Source organism: Angelakisella massiliensis (genome assembly GCF_900104675.1).
Taxonomy (GTDB): Bacteria; Bacillota; Clostridia; order Oscillospirales; family Ruminococcaceae; genus Angelakisella; species Angelakisella massiliensis.
In genome coordinates this window covers 2,367,526-2,384,705 of the sequence record NZ_LT629945.1, presented here as the reverse complement: position 1 = coordinate 2,384,705, position 17,180 = coordinate 2,367,526, and the positions used below count along the sequence as shown (strand labels likewise).

General features: G+C 52.6%; 17 protein-coding genes and 1 tRNA gene. 13 read left to right on the top strand and 5 right to left on the bottom strand.

The window, feature by feature from the left end; translation table 11 throughout:
- Window positions 1–191: 191 nt before the first annotated feature.
- Window positions 192–1,775, bottom strand: coding sequence for an oligosaccharide flippase family protein (locus tag BQ5383_RS16765; RefSeq protein ID WP_076944497.1), 1,584 nt, complete (start codon window positions 1,773–1,775; stop codon window positions 192–194).
- Between the two features lie 574 nt (window positions 1,776–2,349).
- Between BQ5383_RS16765 and BQ5383_RS16760 the strand changes: the two genes are divergently transcribed.
- The gene (locus BQ5383_RS16760; protein WP_071433894.1) at window positions 2,350–3,549 is read left to right on the top strand and encodes a right-handed parallel beta-helix repeat-containing protein; all 1,200 of its coding nucleotides are present in this window, start codon (window positions 2,350–2,352) and stop codon (window positions 3,547–3,549) included.
- A 615-nt stretch (window positions 3,550–4,164) separates the two neighbouring features.
- Here BQ5383_RS16760 and BQ5383_RS16750 read toward each other — a convergent pair.
- The 4 genes from BQ5383_RS16750 to BQ5383_RS16735 all read right to left on the bottom strand — a co-directional run bounded on the left by BQ5383_RS16750 (window position 4,165) and on the right by BQ5383_RS16735 (window position 6,417).
- Window positions 4,165–4,238: transfer RNA gene (locus tag BQ5383_RS16750), tRNA-Gly, on the bottom strand.
- A gap of 358 nt (window positions 4,239–4,596) precedes the next feature.
- Window positions 4,597–5,235, bottom strand: a complete 639-nt coding sequence (locus BQ5383_RS16745; RefSeq protein ID WP_071433890.1) for a flavin reductase — start codon at window positions 5,233–5,235, stop codon at window positions 4,597–4,599.
- A 130-nt stretch (window positions 5,236–5,365) separates the two neighbouring features.
- On the bottom strand, window positions 5,366–5,737 hold the full coding sequence (locus BQ5383_RS16740; RefSeq protein ID WP_071433888.1) for a DUF4363 family protein: 372 nt from the start codon (window positions 5,735–5,737) through the stop codon (window positions 5,366–5,368).
- The gene (locus BQ5383_RS16735; RefSeq protein WP_071433886.1) at window positions 5,734–6,417 is read right to left on the bottom strand and encodes a DUF421 domain-containing protein; all 684 of its coding nucleotides are present in this window, start codon (window positions 6,415–6,417) and stop codon (window positions 5,734–5,736) included. Before BQ5383_RS16735 ends, BQ5383_RS16740 begins: the two co-directional genes overlap by 4 nt.
- Window positions 6,418–6,549: 132 nt before the next feature.
- Between BQ5383_RS16735 and BQ5383_RS21790 the strand changes: the two genes are divergently transcribed.
- The 12 genes from BQ5383_RS21790 (at window position 6,550) to BQ5383_RS16685 (ending at window position 16,779) form a co-directional block, all read left to right on the top strand.
- On the top strand, window positions 6,550–6,681 hold the full coding sequence (locus BQ5383_RS21790; protein ID WP_268874637.1) for a hypothetical protein: 132 nt from the start codon (window positions 6,550–6,552) through the stop codon (window positions 6,679–6,681).
- A gap of 262 nt (window positions 6,682–6,943) precedes the next feature.
- Entirely contained in the window at window positions 6,944–8,467 is a 1,524-nt protein-coding gene (locus BQ5383_RS16730; RefSeq protein WP_083390037.1) for a spore germination protein, read from the top strand.
- A gap of 16 nt (window positions 8,468–8,483) precedes the next feature.
- A complete protein-coding gene (locus tag BQ5383_RS16725) occupies window positions 8,484–9,569 on the top strand; it encodes a GerAB/ArcD/ProY family transporter (RefSeq protein WP_139193460.1) in 1,086 nt (361 codons plus the stop codon).
- Window positions 9,566–10,618, top strand: coding sequence for a Ger(x)C family spore germination C-terminal domain-containing protein (locus tag BQ5383_RS16720; RefSeq protein ID WP_071433883.1), 1,053 nt, complete (start codon window positions 9,566–9,568; stop codon window positions 10,616–10,618). The genes BQ5383_RS16725 and BQ5383_RS16720 overlap by 4 nt, the downstream gene beginning before the upstream one ends.
- Window positions 10,619–10,760: 142 nt before the next feature.
- On the top strand, window positions 10,761–11,984 hold the full coding sequence (spoIVB, locus tag BQ5383_RS16715) for a SpoIVB peptidase (RefSeq protein ID WP_071433881.1): 1,224 nt from the start codon (window positions 10,761–10,763) through the stop codon (window positions 11,982–11,984).
- A 125-nt stretch (window positions 11,985–12,109) separates the two neighbouring features.
- A complete protein-coding gene (gene spo0A / locus BQ5383_RS16710) occupies window positions 12,110–12,892 on the top strand; it encodes a sporulation transcription factor Spo0A (RefSeq protein WP_071433879.1) in 783 nt (260 codons plus the stop codon).
- A gap of 240 nt (window positions 12,893–13,132) precedes the next feature.
- Complete coding sequence (locus BQ5383_RS20865; RefSeq protein ID WP_139193459.1) at window positions 13,133–13,465, top strand: hypothetical protein; 333 nt, start codon at window positions 13,133–13,135, stop codon at window positions 13,463–13,465.
- A 56-nt stretch (window positions 13,466–13,521) separates the two neighbouring features.
- Window positions 13,522–14,184 (top strand): hypothetical protein, encoded by a 663-nt coding sequence (locus tag BQ5383_RS16705; protein WP_071433877.1) that lies wholly within the window; start codon window positions 13,522–13,524, stop codon window positions 14,182–14,184.
- An 18-nt stretch (window positions 14,185–14,202) separates the two neighbouring features.
- A complete protein-coding gene (locus tag BQ5383_RS16700) occupies window positions 14,203–14,409 on the top strand; it encodes a 4Fe-4S dicluster domain-containing protein (RefSeq protein WP_071433875.1) in 207 nt (68 codons plus the stop codon).
- 12 nt (window positions 14,410–14,421) lie between these two features.
- A complete protein-coding gene (locus tag BQ5383_RS16695; RefSeq protein WP_071433873.1) occupies window positions 14,422–15,483 on the top strand; it encodes a 3-methyl-2-oxobutanoate dehydrogenase subunit VorB in 1,062 nt (353 codons plus the stop codon).
- Window positions 15,483–16,244, top strand: coding sequence for a thiamine pyrophosphate-dependent enzyme (locus BQ5383_RS16690; RefSeq protein ID WP_071433871.1), 762 nt, complete (start codon window positions 15,483–15,485; stop codon window positions 16,242–16,244). The genes BQ5383_RS16695 and BQ5383_RS16690 overlap by 1 nt, the downstream gene beginning before the upstream one ends.
- Complete coding sequence (locus BQ5383_RS16685; protein ID WP_071433868.1) at window positions 16,237–16,779, top strand: 2-oxoacid:acceptor oxidoreductase family protein; 543 nt, start codon at window positions 16,237–16,239, stop codon at window positions 16,777–16,779. Before BQ5383_RS16690 ends, BQ5383_RS16685 begins: the two co-directional genes overlap by 8 nt.
- Window positions 16,780–17,180 lie beyond the last annotated feature (401 nt).

Genomic DNA, 17,180 nt, shown 5'->3' with positions numbered 1-17,180 from the left:
TGCGGAGCAGTTCCAATATCCGGCAAAAGGGTATTTCAGTAAAAATCTTTGGTAAAATAAGGATTTCGCAGAGAAAATAAAAGAATTTACAGCGATCCCTTATAAGGATACCACAGAAAGCTGAAACAGGGATGAAAATTTGATGATTTTTCTTTGGTTGAGAAGGAGAAAAAGAGACTGGGGTGAAATCTTTAATAGGCGCTGAGCCGCCGCTGGTATCCTCCTTTCTGCTTTTTGGCCCGGTCGCTTCTGGCAAGACCCGCCATCCATCGCAGGTCCTCTCTGGTGACACAGGCAAACAGCACCAGCGCCAGCAGATAAACAAACAACACCGCGCAGATGAGTATAAACAGCCGTACCGAGGAAACAACTCCTCCGGGGAAAATCCTCCGCCCAAGCAGAGCTGCGGCGGATAAGGCGCCTAAAATGGAGAAAGCGGGCTTGAAAACCCAGGCGCCCCAGCGGAAATGAAAATCTGTCATGGCGATGACTTTGTTCATTGTCAGCAGAAAATTGATGGTTTCCGTTACATAGATGGAGGCAATGTAGGCGGCGACGCCATAGCGGGGCAGGAAGATGAGCACAAAGCAGATACCGATGAAGGCGTCCAGAATGTTATAGTTCATGGATGCCACCTGTGCCCCAAGCCCTTTGAGCATTCCATCGCCTACCGTGTCTACATACATCACAGGCACCAGGGGAGCCAGCAGACGGATAAAATCAGCGGCCTGGGGGTTTTGGTAGAGAAGAAGGCCCAAAGGTTCGGCATAAACGTAAAGGATTCCTGCCACACCGATGGAGAAGGGAACTGTCAGCTGAAACGCCCGGGAAAGGATGTAATGGAGTTGTTTGATACGGCGGCTTGCCTGGCACTCTGTAATTTCCGGCACCAGCAGTTCTCCCAGAGAGGTGAGCAAAGCAACAGGAAAAAACAGCACCGGCATCGCCATGCCCCGCACCATACCATAAACGGAAAGAGCATCGGGATAGGACATTCCGGATTGTCCCAGACCAATGGGGGTGAGAATGGATTCTACCGAAGAAAGACCGGAACGGAGCAGGGCGCTGGCAGCGATAGGCAGGGCCAGCCCTAAAAGCTGTCCGTGGAGCCGTGGGCCTGAATGGGGCAGAGGGATGGACCGGACGATCCTGCGGCAAAAACAAAGCTGAATCAGGCAGGAAAAAATTTCAGAAATCACCGCTCCGGAAGCCACGGCCGCGCAAGCCATCCGCGGAGTCTTTGGCAGCAGAAGGCTTAGCAGCCCCACCGTACAGCCTATGCGGCAGAATTGCTCGGCAAATTGAGCGACAACGCTGCGGTCGATTTTATGAATAGCGGTAAAGTACCCTCCCAAGGTGGCGGAAACGCCCAAGGCCGGGAGACTTAAAGCAAGGATGCGCAGGGACAGGCTGGCGTCAGGACTTTGGAGCAATTTGCCCGCGATAAAAGGCGCTGTGGTAAACAGCAGCGCGCCAGCCATGCTGCCGAAGAACAGGGAATAACACAAACAATATCTTACGGCCCGTTTCCCGCGGCTGGGACCGCCGGCGGCAATTTCCAGTGTGACCAGGCGCATGGAGGCCAGCCGCATTCCACACACGGCCAGCGTGGAGGCAAACAGTTCCACGGACATGATCAGCTGGTACAATCCAACTCCTTCCGCGCCGATTTGCCTGGTGAGGTAAATTTGAAATCCCAGTCCGATCAGCCGCATCAGCAGGGAGGTCCCAGTCAGTAGTAGTACATTTCCCACAAATCTTCGCGCTCTGCCCATGATGAACCATCCCTCCCGCTGTTTCTTTTTTTATCTATATGCTGCAAGGAGGCAAGGAAAAACTGAAAAAGAGAAGGAAAGGGTTTTTGAAAGGGATTTTGTGTTTGCGTCACGGGTGTTTTAAAGGGGCAAATGCGCCAATGATGGCTACAGAACAGTACAGTTTTCACTTCAGGTGCAGCTTCATATCCTCACGAAAGAAGAATTCAGGTGTCTGCCTGGAGAAAAACAACCGCCGTCTGCCGGAGTATCCTTGAAAGCTTCCTTGTGGTGGGATCGTCCGCTATTGAACAGTCTTTCAGCAATGGAGCCGTGTTTCCCAAAGACGAAGGGGGAAAACGTCACTGGAAACATGGCTGGGTATGGGAAATGATGTTGTCTTCTCACTGATGAAGAAAACAGTTGTTTGAAGAAAGAATCAGCAGAATAGTTGGCTATATTTACTGAAAATACAGTATTTCAAGGAAAAATATTGCAAAAAGTGCTCTGATGAGGTAAAATAAAGTTGCATAATTAATTAAAAAATCTAATCAATTATGCCCAATAAAATATGCGCACTTAGGGGAGGTAAATTATGAATCGTGAAGCGGGCCGAAGTATTGGAAAAACGGTATGTGCTGTTCTCATGGCGATATTCGCGCTGGGAGGTTGTTCTTTTTCCGAAAGCCCCAAAGTTACAGTCACCAATTTGCCGGATACCTTTTATCAGCGGGACGGTTTGGAGGAGATGCCCCGCATTGATTACACCAGTATGCTGGTGGCCGATGTCAGAGACTTTGGCGCCAATGGAAAAGATGATAAGGATGATACAGAGGCTTTTTCCAAAGCCAGGGATTATCTGCTGAATAATGGCGTGGGACCGCAGCAGGGCGGAATCATCTATGTGCCGGAGGGGATCTATACATTTTCCGCCCCTGATCAGACAAATGCATATTGGAATCTCAATCCAACCGTCCGTCCAGGGAAAAATCAAAATGATCCTGAGTTCCAGCGTATTTCCAACATCCACATTTTGGGTGAAGGAGAAAAAAGCATCATCCGCTTTTTATATTATGGCATCGACCAAGGAAACGATTTTATCCAGACTTCCTCGCCCTATGTGGGATGGTATTTGGGCGGCTCAGAGGAGATTTCTGTCCGGGACATTACATTTACTTTTTATGGAACTACCGATCACCGGTATTACTATAACCCGGCCAGAACCATATCTTCAGGCTCAGACGCGTATGTGACCAGCGGCGTCCAGTTTGTCAATGTGACAATCGATCAGGGGGCAATTGGAATACAGAACCAGGCAAAGGTGGAGCATGTCTGGGTGGTGGATTGCAATGTCCGCAATACCACAGCGGATGGCATTGCGTTTTATGGTGTGATTGACGGCCATGCGATGTACAATAGGGTGGAAAACACCGGAGATGACGGCATCGCGCTATGGGCCAATTCCCTGGTGGGAAATCAGGGCAGAGACTATGTGGTAAAGCACAATACCATTTATGAAGTTCGCTATGGGCGGGGTATCCTGATGGAGGGATATCAGGCTTTGGTAAGTGACAACTGGATTGAGAAAACAGTTGGAGCGGGACTGGTATCCAACGGAACGGAAGATTACAGCAAAAACGGCGCTCTTGTAAATTCCATATTGGGCTCCTTTCCTTGTTGGAATGGAGCTACCAACCTTACAACTATATTATACTATCAGCAGCCCCGGACAACAATGTTGCGAATGGTTAAGATTGGTAGTCCTGCCGATATTTCAAAACTCTTTCCGTATTGAATTTGAAAGTGGATGTGCAGTTCGCTCGTATTGCCGCTATTCCCACACTTGGCAATTACTTGGCCTCTGCTGACTCGATCTCCTTTTTGTACGCATGGACTGTTCGGGAGAAGGTGTGCTAGTCTCGTTTGGGCGGTACTTTGTGTAAGATTGGCAGTCCATTATTAAGTTTTTTATTATGTTCCCTTTGTACACCGTTGCAACAGTGAAAGGAAATATGAGCTTTCAAAATGGGATATGACAATGGTGCATATGGAGTGATCTTTTTCTGAGAAAATAAATATTTTGAAAAACACAAATCATCTCCGCAGAATGAAAACACAGGAGATGGTTTGTGTTTTTCACTTGATGGGGACTGAAAATTGATCCGGGGCAGGGAACAGTTTGTCAGTAAAGTGGAAACTGGTATAAGCTTGCAGAAGAAAGTTGGGCAAAATAAAACCGCAGCAAAGAAGAGAGGTCCAACAGTTTTTCAAAGGAATTAAAACTGCCGCAAGTGACATACACCTGCGGCAGTTTGGAAAAGACGATTTCATTGATTTTTTTGGCACAGGTAAAACAATGCCGTACAAAACAAATAGCCTGGAGCACAAATAAGCTCCAGGCTATTTTTGGTGGAGCGGGCAAGGGGAATCGAACCCCCACGACCAGCTTGGGAAGCTGGAGTTCTACCACTAAACTATGCCCGCGAAACTTTGTATAGCTTACCACATATTTTCTCTCTTGTCAAGTCTGACGAAAGAAAAACCCAGACGATACCAAAAAAGAGCAAAAAGCACAGGGAATAGAGGGAAAAAACCTTGTTTTTACCCCAAACGCCCCATTAACCAAGCAAAACACGAAAAATAAAAGGAATCAGAGAAATAACAATGACTCCTATTGTGACAACGCCAATGACCCACAGAAGACTTTGTTTTTCGTTCATTTGTTTGCCCCCTGTAACCCTATGGAAGAAAGATACTGTTTGGATGGACTGATGGGAAAAGCCAAAATCGGGGAATGGGGAGATACTTCTATTCCCCATTCCCCAAGTGCAGTTCACAACTGTTATTCTGTGATTTTCTGGAATATGCTCTTGGGCTTTTTGCAGATGGGACAGACGTAGTCGTCCGGCAGTTCCTCAAAAGGAACCTCGCCATCATAGACATAATGACAGACAGGGCAGACCCATTTCACCACCGGCTGATGTGCCTGCGCCGGAGCGGCAGGGGCGGCGGCGCCGGATTTGAGCGCTCTGTAATCACCATAGGTCATGGGTTTACCGCTGTCCAGGTTTTCCGCTTCCACTACATCACAGAGGAAAAGGTAATGGGTGTCCAGATCGATGACATCGGTCACCTTCAGGCTCATATAGGCCACCATATGATCCTTGAGATAGGGATTGCCCAGACTGTCGGTCTGGAAGGGAACAGAGGCGAATTTATCGGTATCCCGCCCGGACTGATAGCCGAAATGGGTGATGACATCCAGAGGGCAAGAAAGGGAAAGGACGGAAATGGTCAGGCTCTTCTTCTTGAGCACCAGCTCGGTGGTAAAGTTGCGTTTTTGCATGGTAACACTCATGCGGCAGGGGGTATCGGTCACCTGGGCGGCGGTATTGATCACACAGCCGCAGCGGTTATCCTCCCATTGGGTAGAAGCGATAAAAAGACCGTAGGTAAGTTTGAACAGAGCGGTGGCATCCATAATGATCCTCCCATCATGTTTTAAAGATGGCGGCGCTGGAAATAGACGCCGCAGGCTTACGCTCCTATTATAGCACGGATTTTGTCAAAAGCCAGCTATTTTTATACAAATATGGTATATTTTTTATCTTTTACAGCAAATTCCGATAATTAGGAAGGGATTCCTCCCACAGTCCGTCCAGCTGTGTGATCAAAAGGTCTACCTTGCTGTAAAAAATGCTGTAGTCCTCATATTGAGCCAAGGCCAACAGTTCCGCGGCGGTTTGGCTGATCCTTTCCAGTTTTTCATGATTTACATACAGCACCAGCTGATCCTCCGCCTTTTCCCACTGCCGGACCAAATCCCGGCTGGCCTCCTCCAGCGGACCGTCTGTGGGAAGCTCCCTGAGCTGCTGGGCGGTTTGTGTCAGTTGGGTGGTCAGTTGACGCAAAGACCATAAAGAATAGCCGCTGACAGACAGCAGTACCACCAATAAAACAACAGCTATTGCCAGACGCTTCATTTTTTTACCTCCCTGGGAATCAGCTCCACGGTCCCTTTTTGGTCCAATGTCAGCAAAAACACCTGATTTAAAGTAAGGTGATGGCTGGCAATCGTTTGTTCCAGCCACTTACGGTCTTTACAGCACAGTTCCAAATAGGCTTCATTGACCCGCCCCTCGCTTACCAATACCAGCGGAGGACTGTTTTGGGACGGCTGATCCTGCAGGGAAAGAGCCTCTCCGGTGACAGGGCGGGAAAGATATTTTTGATAGACGGACAGCTTTCCCGTTGTCTCCACCAAAGCGAAGTCCACCTCAGACAGGGAGTAGATATTTTGGCTGCGCAGCTGTGCCATCAGGTCGTCAGCGGAATACCGCAGCTGCCGCAGCTTTTTCTGATCGACAACACCATGGTGGATCACCACCACAGGAGTACCGGAAAATACCCGCCGAACCTCCCGAAAGTGGAGATTGATGATGGAAATAATGATTTCAAACACAACCAGAGACAGGATAGGCAGCAGTCCAACCATCAGAGGCGTGTCGATCTCCTCGATGGGCAGTGTGGCGATATTGGAAATGAGGATGGTCACTACCAGTTCCGATGGCTGCAGTTCTCCCAACTGTCTTTTTCCCATCAGGCGCACACCGAATACGATCACACAGTAAAGGATCAAGGTACGGAAGAAAACCACAAGCATAGAGAAGCTCCTTTCGCTGGAAAAGCTCTTTGGGGAAAAGGGAAGTATAGAGAGGATTTGTCACGTCGGTTGCCGCCTTCGTACCGTTTTTATGGAGAAAATTTTCAACAAAGCGGAAAGGGGGAAAACGCAATGAAACCAATCTTTTCAGGACAAATACTTGGGAAGCGGGAAATGGAAACGCATGAGCAAATCAATGCAGCGTTTGTGCGCAGTGCGTTCAAAAAGACAGAATGCTTCCGGCGGATGCAGGATACCATCTGAACGCAAACAAACCTGGCTGCGGATAAAACCAGGTTCGGTCCTCTGTTTTCCAGCCCCCGCAGGCAGCGGTGAGGTATAAAAATCAGGTGCGTTTATGAGGGGTGTTTTATTTGTTCTACGGAACAGATCCTGCCACAGTTTGCTCTGTTCTTTTGCCTTTCCAGGGTAGTATGGGCGAAGGATACCGGCTTATACGGAAATACATAAAAGATGGAATTGGTGGAATGATGATGAAAAATGACCCTTGGAAGGAGAGGCCGGTATGAAGTTCGATGCGGGACGCTGCTCAGACGCCTATGAAAAGCTGGAACCGGAGGCGGATCGGCTGCTGCCGGAAAATTTGGAGGATTTTTTGGTGGAGCTGCGGGCCCGCACCGGCAACAGTGATGATCTGGTGGTCCAGATGCATTCTGTGGCCGGATGTCAGCTGGCGGTGGTGATGTTTGAGGGGCAAATATCCAATCAGCAGGTTTCCCAGCTTCTGTTGGGTCCCTTGGGCAGATTGGAGCTGCCAGAAGAAAAGGGCGGCTCCCAGGGGGTGATGAACTGGCTGCGGAGCGGATCGCTGCTGGCCAGCGACCAGAAGGAGGCCCGCACCCTGGATGAGGTGCTGGCTTTTGCCATGAGCGGTTTTGCCGTGGTGGTGGTGGATGGGCAGAAATCTGCTGTAGCACTGGGTTACCAGGGCTTTTCCACCAGGGGTGTGGGGGAACCCTCCTCGGAGGTGAACCTTCGGGGCTCCAGGGAAGGGTTTTGTGAGATCATCACCCTGAATGTGGCGCTGGTGCGCAGACGGATCAAATCCGGACTGCTGACAGTGGAATCCTTGGACGCGGGACGGGTGAGCCGCACCAAAGTAAAGCTGCTTTATCTGCGGGGAGCTGCCTCCGCCGGGCTGGTCCGGGCAGTTCGGGAGCGGCTGAGACAGGTGGACATTTCCGTGGTGCTGGATTCCGCTTATTTGCAGCCCTTTTTGGATGGGGGACGCTTTTCCTTCTTCTCGGGAGCGGGGTCTACAGAGCGGCCCGATGTGCTGTGCGCCAAGCTGGCGGAAGGCAGGGTTGGGGTGCTGGTGGATGGGACACCCTTTGCCCTGATTGTTCCATTCCTGTTTGCGGAGCACTTTCAGACGATGGATGACTATACCCATCGGCCTTATTTCGCCGCCTTCCTTCGGCTGCTGCGGATGGTCTCCTTCATTGCCACCGTTTTTCTGCCGGGATATTATGTGGCGGTTGTCACCTACCACCCGGATTTGATTCCGGACCTGCTGCTCAGTACATTTGTAGGCTCGGTCCTTTATACACCCCTGCCGGCCTTTTGGGAAGCGGTGCTGGTGTTTGTGCTTTATGAACTGCTGAGGGAGGCGGGGCTGCGCCTTCCCCGTCCCATTGGCCATGCCGTGAGCATCGTGGGAGGATTGGTGATTGGGGACGCAGCTGTAACGGCGGGACTGGTGGGACTGCCCATGGTCATTCTCATCGCCCTTACCGCAGTCACTTCCTTTGTGGTGCCTTCCCTGTATCAGCCGGTGACAGTGCTGCGGCTGTTGTTTTTAGTGGCGGGGGGAACGCTGGGATTGTATGGAATCTACCTGGGACTGGGTATCTTTCTGGTGGATCTGTGCTCCCTTCAGACGCTGGGAATCCCCGTCACCGCTCCGGCGTCACCTTTTGACCGGAGAAGCATGAGGGATCTGTTCATCCGCTCCAGCTGGAAAAAGCTCCAGCGCTCCGATCTTCGGGTGGGTGATGTTCCGGGAGCTCAAAAAAAGGATGATCGCTGAGAATGGAGGGGTGAAAATGGAGCGTCAGGGTCTCATCAGCCCCTTTCAGCTGACGGTTCTGCTTTTTTTGTCCCGGCTTTTTACCATTATGACCTATGTCCCCGCCATGGAGGGACAGGAGAAAAACGGATTGGTGCTGCTGCTGGGACTGCTGGTTTCTCCCCTGGCACAGATGGCGCTGCTGGGTTTGGGATTGCTTTTTTGCCGCAGAGGCAGGGAAAATTCCCACTTGTCCTTTTCTGCCGCTGGTACAGGGCCGCTGCGGCGGATCGTCGCCGCCGGATATTGGCTGTTGGTGGGAGCGGTATGCCTTTATTCCGTGGTAGGTTTTATCCGCTTTTTGGCTGAAGCGTTTTATGACAGCAGATTTTTATGGGTGCTGGCGGCCACCTTCTGCGGAGCGGTGGGCTTCTGCGCCAATCGCGGTGTGGAAGCGCTAGCCAGAGCTTCTACGGTACTGCTGGCGCTGACAGCAGTGGGGCTGATTTTATTGGGAGGAGGAATGGCCGGAACGGCGGACCCACAAAACTTTTTGATGCCTCTGTGGGATAAAAATCTCTTTCTCCAGGGAATCTGGCAGGGGGTGGCTATGAATTTTGAGCTGATGGCGATCCTGCTGCTCCAATCCGCCACCACCCAGGGCGGACTGCGTACCGGAGCAGTGTGGACGCTGCTGGGACTGTGTTCCTTACTGACCGTTGGAATGGGCCTGGGTGTGACCTTTTCCTTGGGCTACTATGGTCAGGGAAAGGAATATCCTCTTTTCTCTGCGGCCCAGGCGGCCCGGCTGCTTTTTATGGAACGGCTGGATTCCGCCTTTTTGGGGTTGTGGATTCTGCTGGGACTAGTAAAGGTGACCTTGTTTTTGTGGCTGATGACACAGCTGTGGGGAAAGGTGCTCCAACGCCCTGTTACCGGCTTGATGACGGCAGTCCACAGCGGCGGACTTTTGGCGGCGGCACTGCTGGTGGATGCCTTCCATGGAGGCGGATGGCTGACCAGGAGTATGACGATGGGATGGGTGCCGGTGCTGGGCGTGTTTTTCCTGCCGCTGGTGGGATTTTCAGCCGCGCGGCATGAGGAAAGGAAGAAAAAAGCATGAAAAGGTGTTTGCTGGCGGCGATGCTTCTGCTTTGCTTATGCGGCTGCGGAAGAACCGACCGGATCGCGCATCAGACCATTGTGACGGCGCTGGAAATCACACCTGCGGAGGATGGATGGCAGCTGGCGGTGGAATATCTTCAGCAGACCCCGCCGGATCAGCCTGCGGCCTATGGAGTGCTGACAGGAGAGGGAGAGGAGCTCCACCTTGCCCTCAGCGCCATAGAGCAGCAAAGCGGAAGGTCCCTGTATCTGGAGAACTGCCGTGTTTTGCTGGTTTGCTGTCCGCCGGATACAACGGTATTCCGGCAGCTGCTGGAAGAAGTGGACAAGACCCTGAAGCTTCGGCCGACGATTCCCGTAGCGGTAATTGCAAAGCGGATGCTGACCCCGGAAAAGGACCCGGAACTTTTTGTGGGCGGGGAAGGGGATCGCTTCTTTTCCAATAACAGAAGGATGGATGGCGGAAGACTGACCCTGAAGGACCATTTGAACACCCTGAAGGACCCCTCCCGCTGCACCGCTTCGGTGGTGCTGGAGCTGGAGGAGGAAAGAATGGTCCGCAAGGGAACGGTTCTTTGGGGCAGTGAGCAGGCAGCGGTTCTCCCTTTGCAGGATGGGCTGCTGCTGCCGCTGTCCACCGCCGGAAGAAACAGCCGATGGGTGATGCTGGAGAAAAGCGGGCTGGAGGTGGAGATAAAAAACCTTGTCTGCCAGGTTCATTGGGACGAAACAGGAGAAACCTTCGGGCTGACCATTACCTTGCGCTGTCGGGGAGAACTGCGTTGGGCCAGAGAGGAAAGCGCACAGCTGGACCTTGGTGAAGGGGAGCTGGCCGGTCTGCTGGAGGCTCAGGGAGAGCAGCTGTGGCGGCAGATAACGGAAGAAAAGGGAATCGATCTTTTTGATACAGGCAAGGCGCTCTCCTGGCAGAAGCCTGAAATTTGGAAAATATTAGAAGATACTTGGCCTGATCCGCTGGGAAAAGCTTCCTGTAAATTTGTGGCGGATGTAGTGCTTTCGGACCCCTCGGGACTGTTGGAAGGTTAAAAAATCCAGAATTGAAGCCGAAAAAAGGCATGAAAAGGGGAAAACCTTTCCACTAGGAGGTTCATCCAGATTTATTGCTGGATTTGCCTCTGATAAACTGTCGCTTCCGGTGCAGAGTAAAGACGGAAAGGAGTTGTTTTTCATGCGAAAGGTTGTCAGGGCAGCTGCCGCCGTCTTTGATTTTTTGACTGTGATCACGCTGCTGCTGATTTTTTATATGGAGTATGAGCTGCCGGATCAGTATTATGTATTGGAGGGGGAGACAGTACGTTTCTCCTATCCTGTGCTGCTGGATACACCGGAGCAGCCGCTGGAAGGAGCGGAAACCGCAGGAGAAAGCTATCAGGTGGATCTCAAGCTGATGGGGGCCATTCCCATCAAAACGGTGGAGGTCAGTGTGGTGGACCGGAAAATGGTAAGGGTTTCCGGTGCGCCCTTTGGCATTAAAATGTTTACCGACGGCTTGATGGTGGTGGGGATGAGCGAGGTGACCGGAGAAGGTCAGCGGATCAATCCTGCCCGGGAAGCGGGTGTGGAGATCGGGGACATCATTGAAACCGTCAACGGCGTGCGTCTGCGCACCAACGAGCAGCTGGGTGAGCTGGTGGAACAAAGCGGCGGTGAGCCTGTGGAACTGACTGTGCGCCGGGGAGAAGAGCAGCTGACATTTCAGGTGCGTCCTGTCCAGTCGGTGGGAGACCGGAAATATCGTTTGGGAGTCTGGGTCCGGGACAGTTCAGCCGGGATTGGAACCATGACTTATTATGACCCCAACAGCGGTCTGTTCACCGGCTTGGGCCATGCAGTGTGCGATGTGGACACCGGTGAGCTGATGCCTTTGTCCGACGGGGAAATTGTGTCGGCGGAGATCACCGGCTGCAAACGGGGAGAGAGCGGTGAGCCCGGAGAGCTGAAAGGTCGTTTTTCCAGCGGCAGCGCCTTGGGCTGGCTATCGGCCAATACACCCACCGGAGTATATGGTTATCTCCAGAGCCGCAGCGTTTACCTGGGGGAAGAAGTGCCGGTGGCCCTCAGCCATGAGGTGCGCCCTGGACGGGCTGTGATCCGCACCACCATTTCCGGCAGTATCCCCCGGGAATATGAAGTGGAGCTGGAAAAGATCTCCACCGGAAGCGGAGCCGGTGGTCAGAATATGATCGTCCATGTCACCGATCCGGAGCTGCTGGCCCAGACGGGAGGAATCGTTCAGGGCATGAGCGGCAGCCCCATTCTGCAGAACGGAATGCTGGTGGGATCGGTCACCCATGTTTTTGTCAACGATCCGACACGGGGGTTCGGAATTTTCGCAGAAACTATTTATAATGATGCAAAAAATATGTGTGGAACTGTTGATAATGCGGCATAAATGTCGGAACTTGTTAAGAAAGGATGAATAAAAAAGAAATTTTATTGCGTGTAATGTATTGTCAAAAATATCAGGATATGGTAAGCTGATTTTGGTTTAATGCAAGATATCAGGAGGGAATATCAGTGAATAACCAAAAAATTGTATTGATTGCGGATGACAGCAAGGATTTTTGCGAACGCTGCGCCGCCGCTCTCAGTACAAAAGGCTTTGAGGCCATCCGCTGCCCAAAAGACGGTCAGGCGGTACTGCGGATGATCCAGGAGAAAAAGCCTGCCGTGGTGGTGCTGGATGTGTTCATGCGCAACGTGGACGCGGAAGGTGTACTGGCCAGGGTACAGTCGGAGGATTTCGGTCCGCGCCCGGTGTTTCTGGCATCGTCCACGGTGGATCACCCGCTGCTTCAGGAGCGGATGCTCAACAGTGGAGTGGTGTATTACTTCAACAAGCCTTTCGATCCGGAAATTCTGGCGGAGAGAATCGTATTTTACGCGGGTTTTAATCCCGTTTCCGCCATTAAGCGGGAGGCTCCCAGAGCCAACGCGCCCAGTCTGGAATCGGTGGTAACGGATATTATTCTGGAAATCGGTGTCCCGGCCCATATCAAAGGCTATCAGTATGTACGGGATTCCATCATTCTGGCGGTGCGCCAGCCTGATGTGATCAACGGCGTTACCAAGGTCCTGTATCCCACTGTGGCCAAGCAGAACGGCACCACGGCTTCCCGGGTAGAGCGGGCCATCCGTCATGCCATTGAAGTGGCCTGGGATCGGGGAGATGTAGATGTCCTCAATTCATATTTTGGTTATACCATCCATAATCTGAGAGGAAAACCCACAAATTCGGAATTTATTGCTATGATCGCGGACAAGATCCGCCTCAAAGAGCGTTCCGGCAGCCTGCGCTGAAGCGGTTTTGATCACCTTTTTCAAGGGAGCATGGAAAAGTCAAAAAATCCTTTTCCCGTTTGAGGGTAGTTGGAAATGACGCAGAAGAAGGTCCAAAAGCTGCTCCCGGCGTGTGACGAAAGCGCTGCTGATAAGAGATTTCAGAGATGTGGTCCAGTGAGAGCAGGTTTGCCTGTTAAAGTGCGGTGAAGATTTCTTCTTTTATTCTCCGGCATACACCTGAACACGGAAAAAAGAATTTTGTATGATAGTGACTTGTTTTCGGCAGTATTTTGCAATAGCCCTTTTGACGGTAAAATGGTTTTACCGGTCCGCGGCGTCTTCCCGGGAGAAAGTTTTGCCCGGGAAGACGCCGTTTATGCTTATGCGGATCAAAAGGAAACAGGGATTTTGGGCGTTTTTCCAAAGAATCTTTTGAAAAAAGCGTATTTGAGGTTTTCATATGGGCAACAGGCGGAAAAAGAATTTGTTTTTTGTATGGGAATGGCTTTTCGACGTGTTTTTTGGGGAGAAAGAGGTTTTTTACAAAAATTGAGACAATTTTCTTGCACTGTTCCACAAAAAGTAGTATGATAATCAATAACCTGCGGGGGTAACGATTCCCCGGGAGCCAAAAGGAGGCCAAAAGCTTGCAGCAAACACGGATCACAATTGTCTGCGGACACTATGGCGCGGGAAAAACCAATTTATCGGTCAATCTGGCGCTTCGTGCCGCGGCGGAGGGAAAGAGGACGGTTATCGCGGATCTGGATATTGTCAATCCATATTTTCGCACAGCGGATTTCGCTGCCCTGATGGAGCGGCAGGGGATCGAGCTGGTGGCGCCCCGGTTCGCCAACACGAATCTGGACATTCCCATTTTGCCCCCTCGCCTGGGAGCGGTTATCGACAACCCCTCCACCCAACTGGTGATCGATGTGGGCGGCGACGCCGATGGTGCCGTTGCGCTGGGCAGCTATCATGAAAAGCTGTCAAGACAGCCCTTTGAGATGCTGTATGCCGTCAATGTCCGGCGCTATCTGGAGCCGGATCTGGAGGCGGAGCTGAGGCTGATGGCCGCCATTGAGGAAAGCTCCCGGCTGAAGATCACCCACCTGGTCAATACCACCAACCTGGGACGGGAAACCACCCGGGAAGTCCTGCTGGAATCGGCGCCTTATTTGGAGGAGCTTTCCCGGCGGACGGGGCTGCCGGTGCTGTATACGGCGGCAGAGGAAAGCCTCTGTGACGGCCTTCAGCTGCCCGGCCTGCTGCCGGTGAAGATCTATGTCAGGGCCCCATGGGAAAACTAGACAGGAAGGAAGATATGGATGGCAAGAGCGATCATTGACGAAAAGGTCTGCAAGGGCTGCGGTCTTTGCGTGTCGGTATGTCCCAAAAAGATCCTGCGGCTGGCTGCCGAGCGGATCAATGACAAGGGCTACAATCCCGCCGAAGTGACGGATGCTAGCCTGTGTATCGGCTGCGCCATGTGCGGAATCATGTGTCCGGACAGCGCGATTACAGTGGAAAAGTGAGGTGCTCCCAACATGGCTGAACGTGTACTGATGAAGGGCAACGAGGCCCTGGCGGAAGCGGCCATCCGTGCCGGCTGCCGTCATTTCTTTGGTTATCCCATCACGCCCCAGACAGAGCTGGCGGCTTATATGTCCAAAAAGATGCCCAAGATCGGCGGTACTTACCTCCAGGCGGAGTCTGAGGTAGCTGCCATCAATATGGTGCTGGGCGCGGCTGCGGCCGGCGTACGGGCGATGACTTCTTCCTCCTCTCCCGGTATTTCTCTGAAAACCGAGGGTATTTCCTATATCGCCGGCAGCGATTTGCCCTGTCTGATCGTCAATGTGGAGCGGGGCGGCCCTGGTTTGGGCGGCATTCAGCCGGCTCAGTCCGACTACTGGCAGGCTACCCGCGCACTGGGTCATGGCGACTTCCATGTGCTGGTGTTCGCTCCCAGTTCTATTCAGGAGCTGGTGGACATGGTGTTCCGGGCCTTTGAGCTGGCGGAAAAATACCGGATGCCTTCCATGATCCTTTCTGACGGCCTGATGGGCCAGATGATGGAGCCTGTCTCCTTCCCTGAGGTGGAGGTACATACCTATGATAAGCCTTGGGCTGCCTGCGGCCATCAGAACAAGAGGACCCATAATGTGGTCAACTCCCTGTACCTGAAGCCCGACCAGCTGGAGAAGATCGTCCGGGAGCGCTTTGCCCGGTACGAGACTGTCAAGGCGGAGGAGCAGCGGGCCGAAGAGTATCTCTGCGACGATGCGGAGTACATCGTTATGGCCTTCGGCGCTTCCTCCCGTATTTCCAAGTCCGCGGTGGATATCGCCCGTTCCAAGGGCATCAAGGCCGGTCTGCTGCGTCCGGTGATGCTGTGGCCCTTCCCGGAGAAATATGTCCGCAAATATGTGGGTCAGGCAAAAGGCTTCCTGTCCGTGGAGATGAACATGGGACAGATGGTGGATGATATCCGTCTGGCGGTGGAAGGCCGGGTTCCGGTGGAGTTCTATGGACGCACCGGCGGTATGATCCCCACTCCCGCTGAAGTGGCGGAGAAGCTGAGCGCGATGGCTGGAGGTGTGAAGTAATGGCAGTGGTGTATCAGAAATCTTCGGTGCTCACCGACGCGCCGTTCCATTATTGCCCCGGATGTACTCATGGCATCATCCACAAGCTGGTGGCTGAGGTCATTGAGGAGCTGGGTGTGGAAGGCAAAACCGTGGGCGTAGCCCCTGTTGGCTGCGCGGTTATGGCCTATGATTATTTTTCCTGCGACATGGTGGAGGCCCCTCATGGACGGGCTCCGGCGGTGGCCACCGGCCTCAAGCGTGCCATCCCCACCAATGTGGTGTTTACCTATCAGGGCGACGGCGATCTGGCGGCCATCGGTACCGCTGAAACCGTTCATGCCGCCACCAGAGGTGAGAATATCACCATCATCTTTGTCAATAACGCCATCTATGGCATGACCGGCGGTCAGATGGCTCCCACCACCCTGCCCGGGCAGGTGACCCAGACTACCCCCTATGGCCGTGATGTGACCAAGGCCGGTTTCCCGGTGCGGGTGTGCGAGATGGTTTCCACCCTTTCCGGCGTGGCCTATGCCGAGCGTGTGGCGGTGGACAGCGTCCCCAACATCCGCAAGGCCAAGGCTGCCATCAAGAAGGCCTTTACCGCTCAGATTGAAGGAAAGGGCTTCTCCATCGTGGAGATCCTCTCCAGCTGTCCCACCAACTGGGGCCTGAGCCCGGTGGAAGCACTGGAGTGGCTGCGCCAGAACATGATGCCCTATTACCCTCTGGGTGTGTATCAGGACAGAACCGAAAAGGGGGTATTCTGCAATGAGTAAGAACTGGAATTTTGTTTTCGCGGGTTTCGGCGGACAGGGTATCCTCTTCAGCGGTAAGGTGACCGCCTATACCGGCCTGATTGATTCCAGAGAGGTTTCCTGGCTGCCCAGCTATGGTCCCGAGATGCGCGGCGGTACCGCCAACTGCTCTGTCTGCCTGGCGGAAGAGCCCATCGGTTCCCCCCTGGTGATCAATCCCGACGCGCTGGTGGTGATGAACAACCCCTCCTATGATAAATTTATCAGCACGGTTATTCCCGGGGGCGTTGCGGTGGTGGACAGCGCTCTGGTGGCTCATGAATCGGGGCGGACAGATATTACAGAGGTGCGCATTCCCGCTACCAAGCTGGCCCAGGACAATGGTATTGGTAAGCTGGCCAATCTGATCATGCTGGGAGCTTTGTATAAGGCAACCAACTTCACTTCTCTGGATTCCATCCGCAAGGCGGTGGAGAAGTGCGTTCCTCCCACCAAGCCTCAGCTGGTGGAGCTGAACATGAAGGCTATTGAGATCGGTGTAAACTACCAGGCCTGATTGAGATTACAACTGGATAAATGAACAAAAAGGCCCTGCCGTTTTTATAGCGGCAGGGCCTTTTTGTATGCTTTAGCGGCAGAAGAACCTCAGCTTTACACAGGAGCGTAAAAAAGTTTTTGTTTCAAGCGTTCAGCGAAACGAGAAAAAACAGCAGCTTTAACGGTTGGCAAAAGCTGCTGCCGGAACAGAAATCACCTGTTTGTATGCTGCCGTGCAGAAGATGCGGGAAACGGATTGTTCAGTGCATATGGAGAGGTAAAAGCCTGCCTGTCCTCATGGCTAATCCGGAGGCCATGATCATCATTGGGGTAAGACAGAGAAATGGGGATAAAACAAAAAGAAAAAGGGCCTGTATTTTGTCTTTAGGGAGCGGATGTTTTTTGTTCCGGAAGGTGACA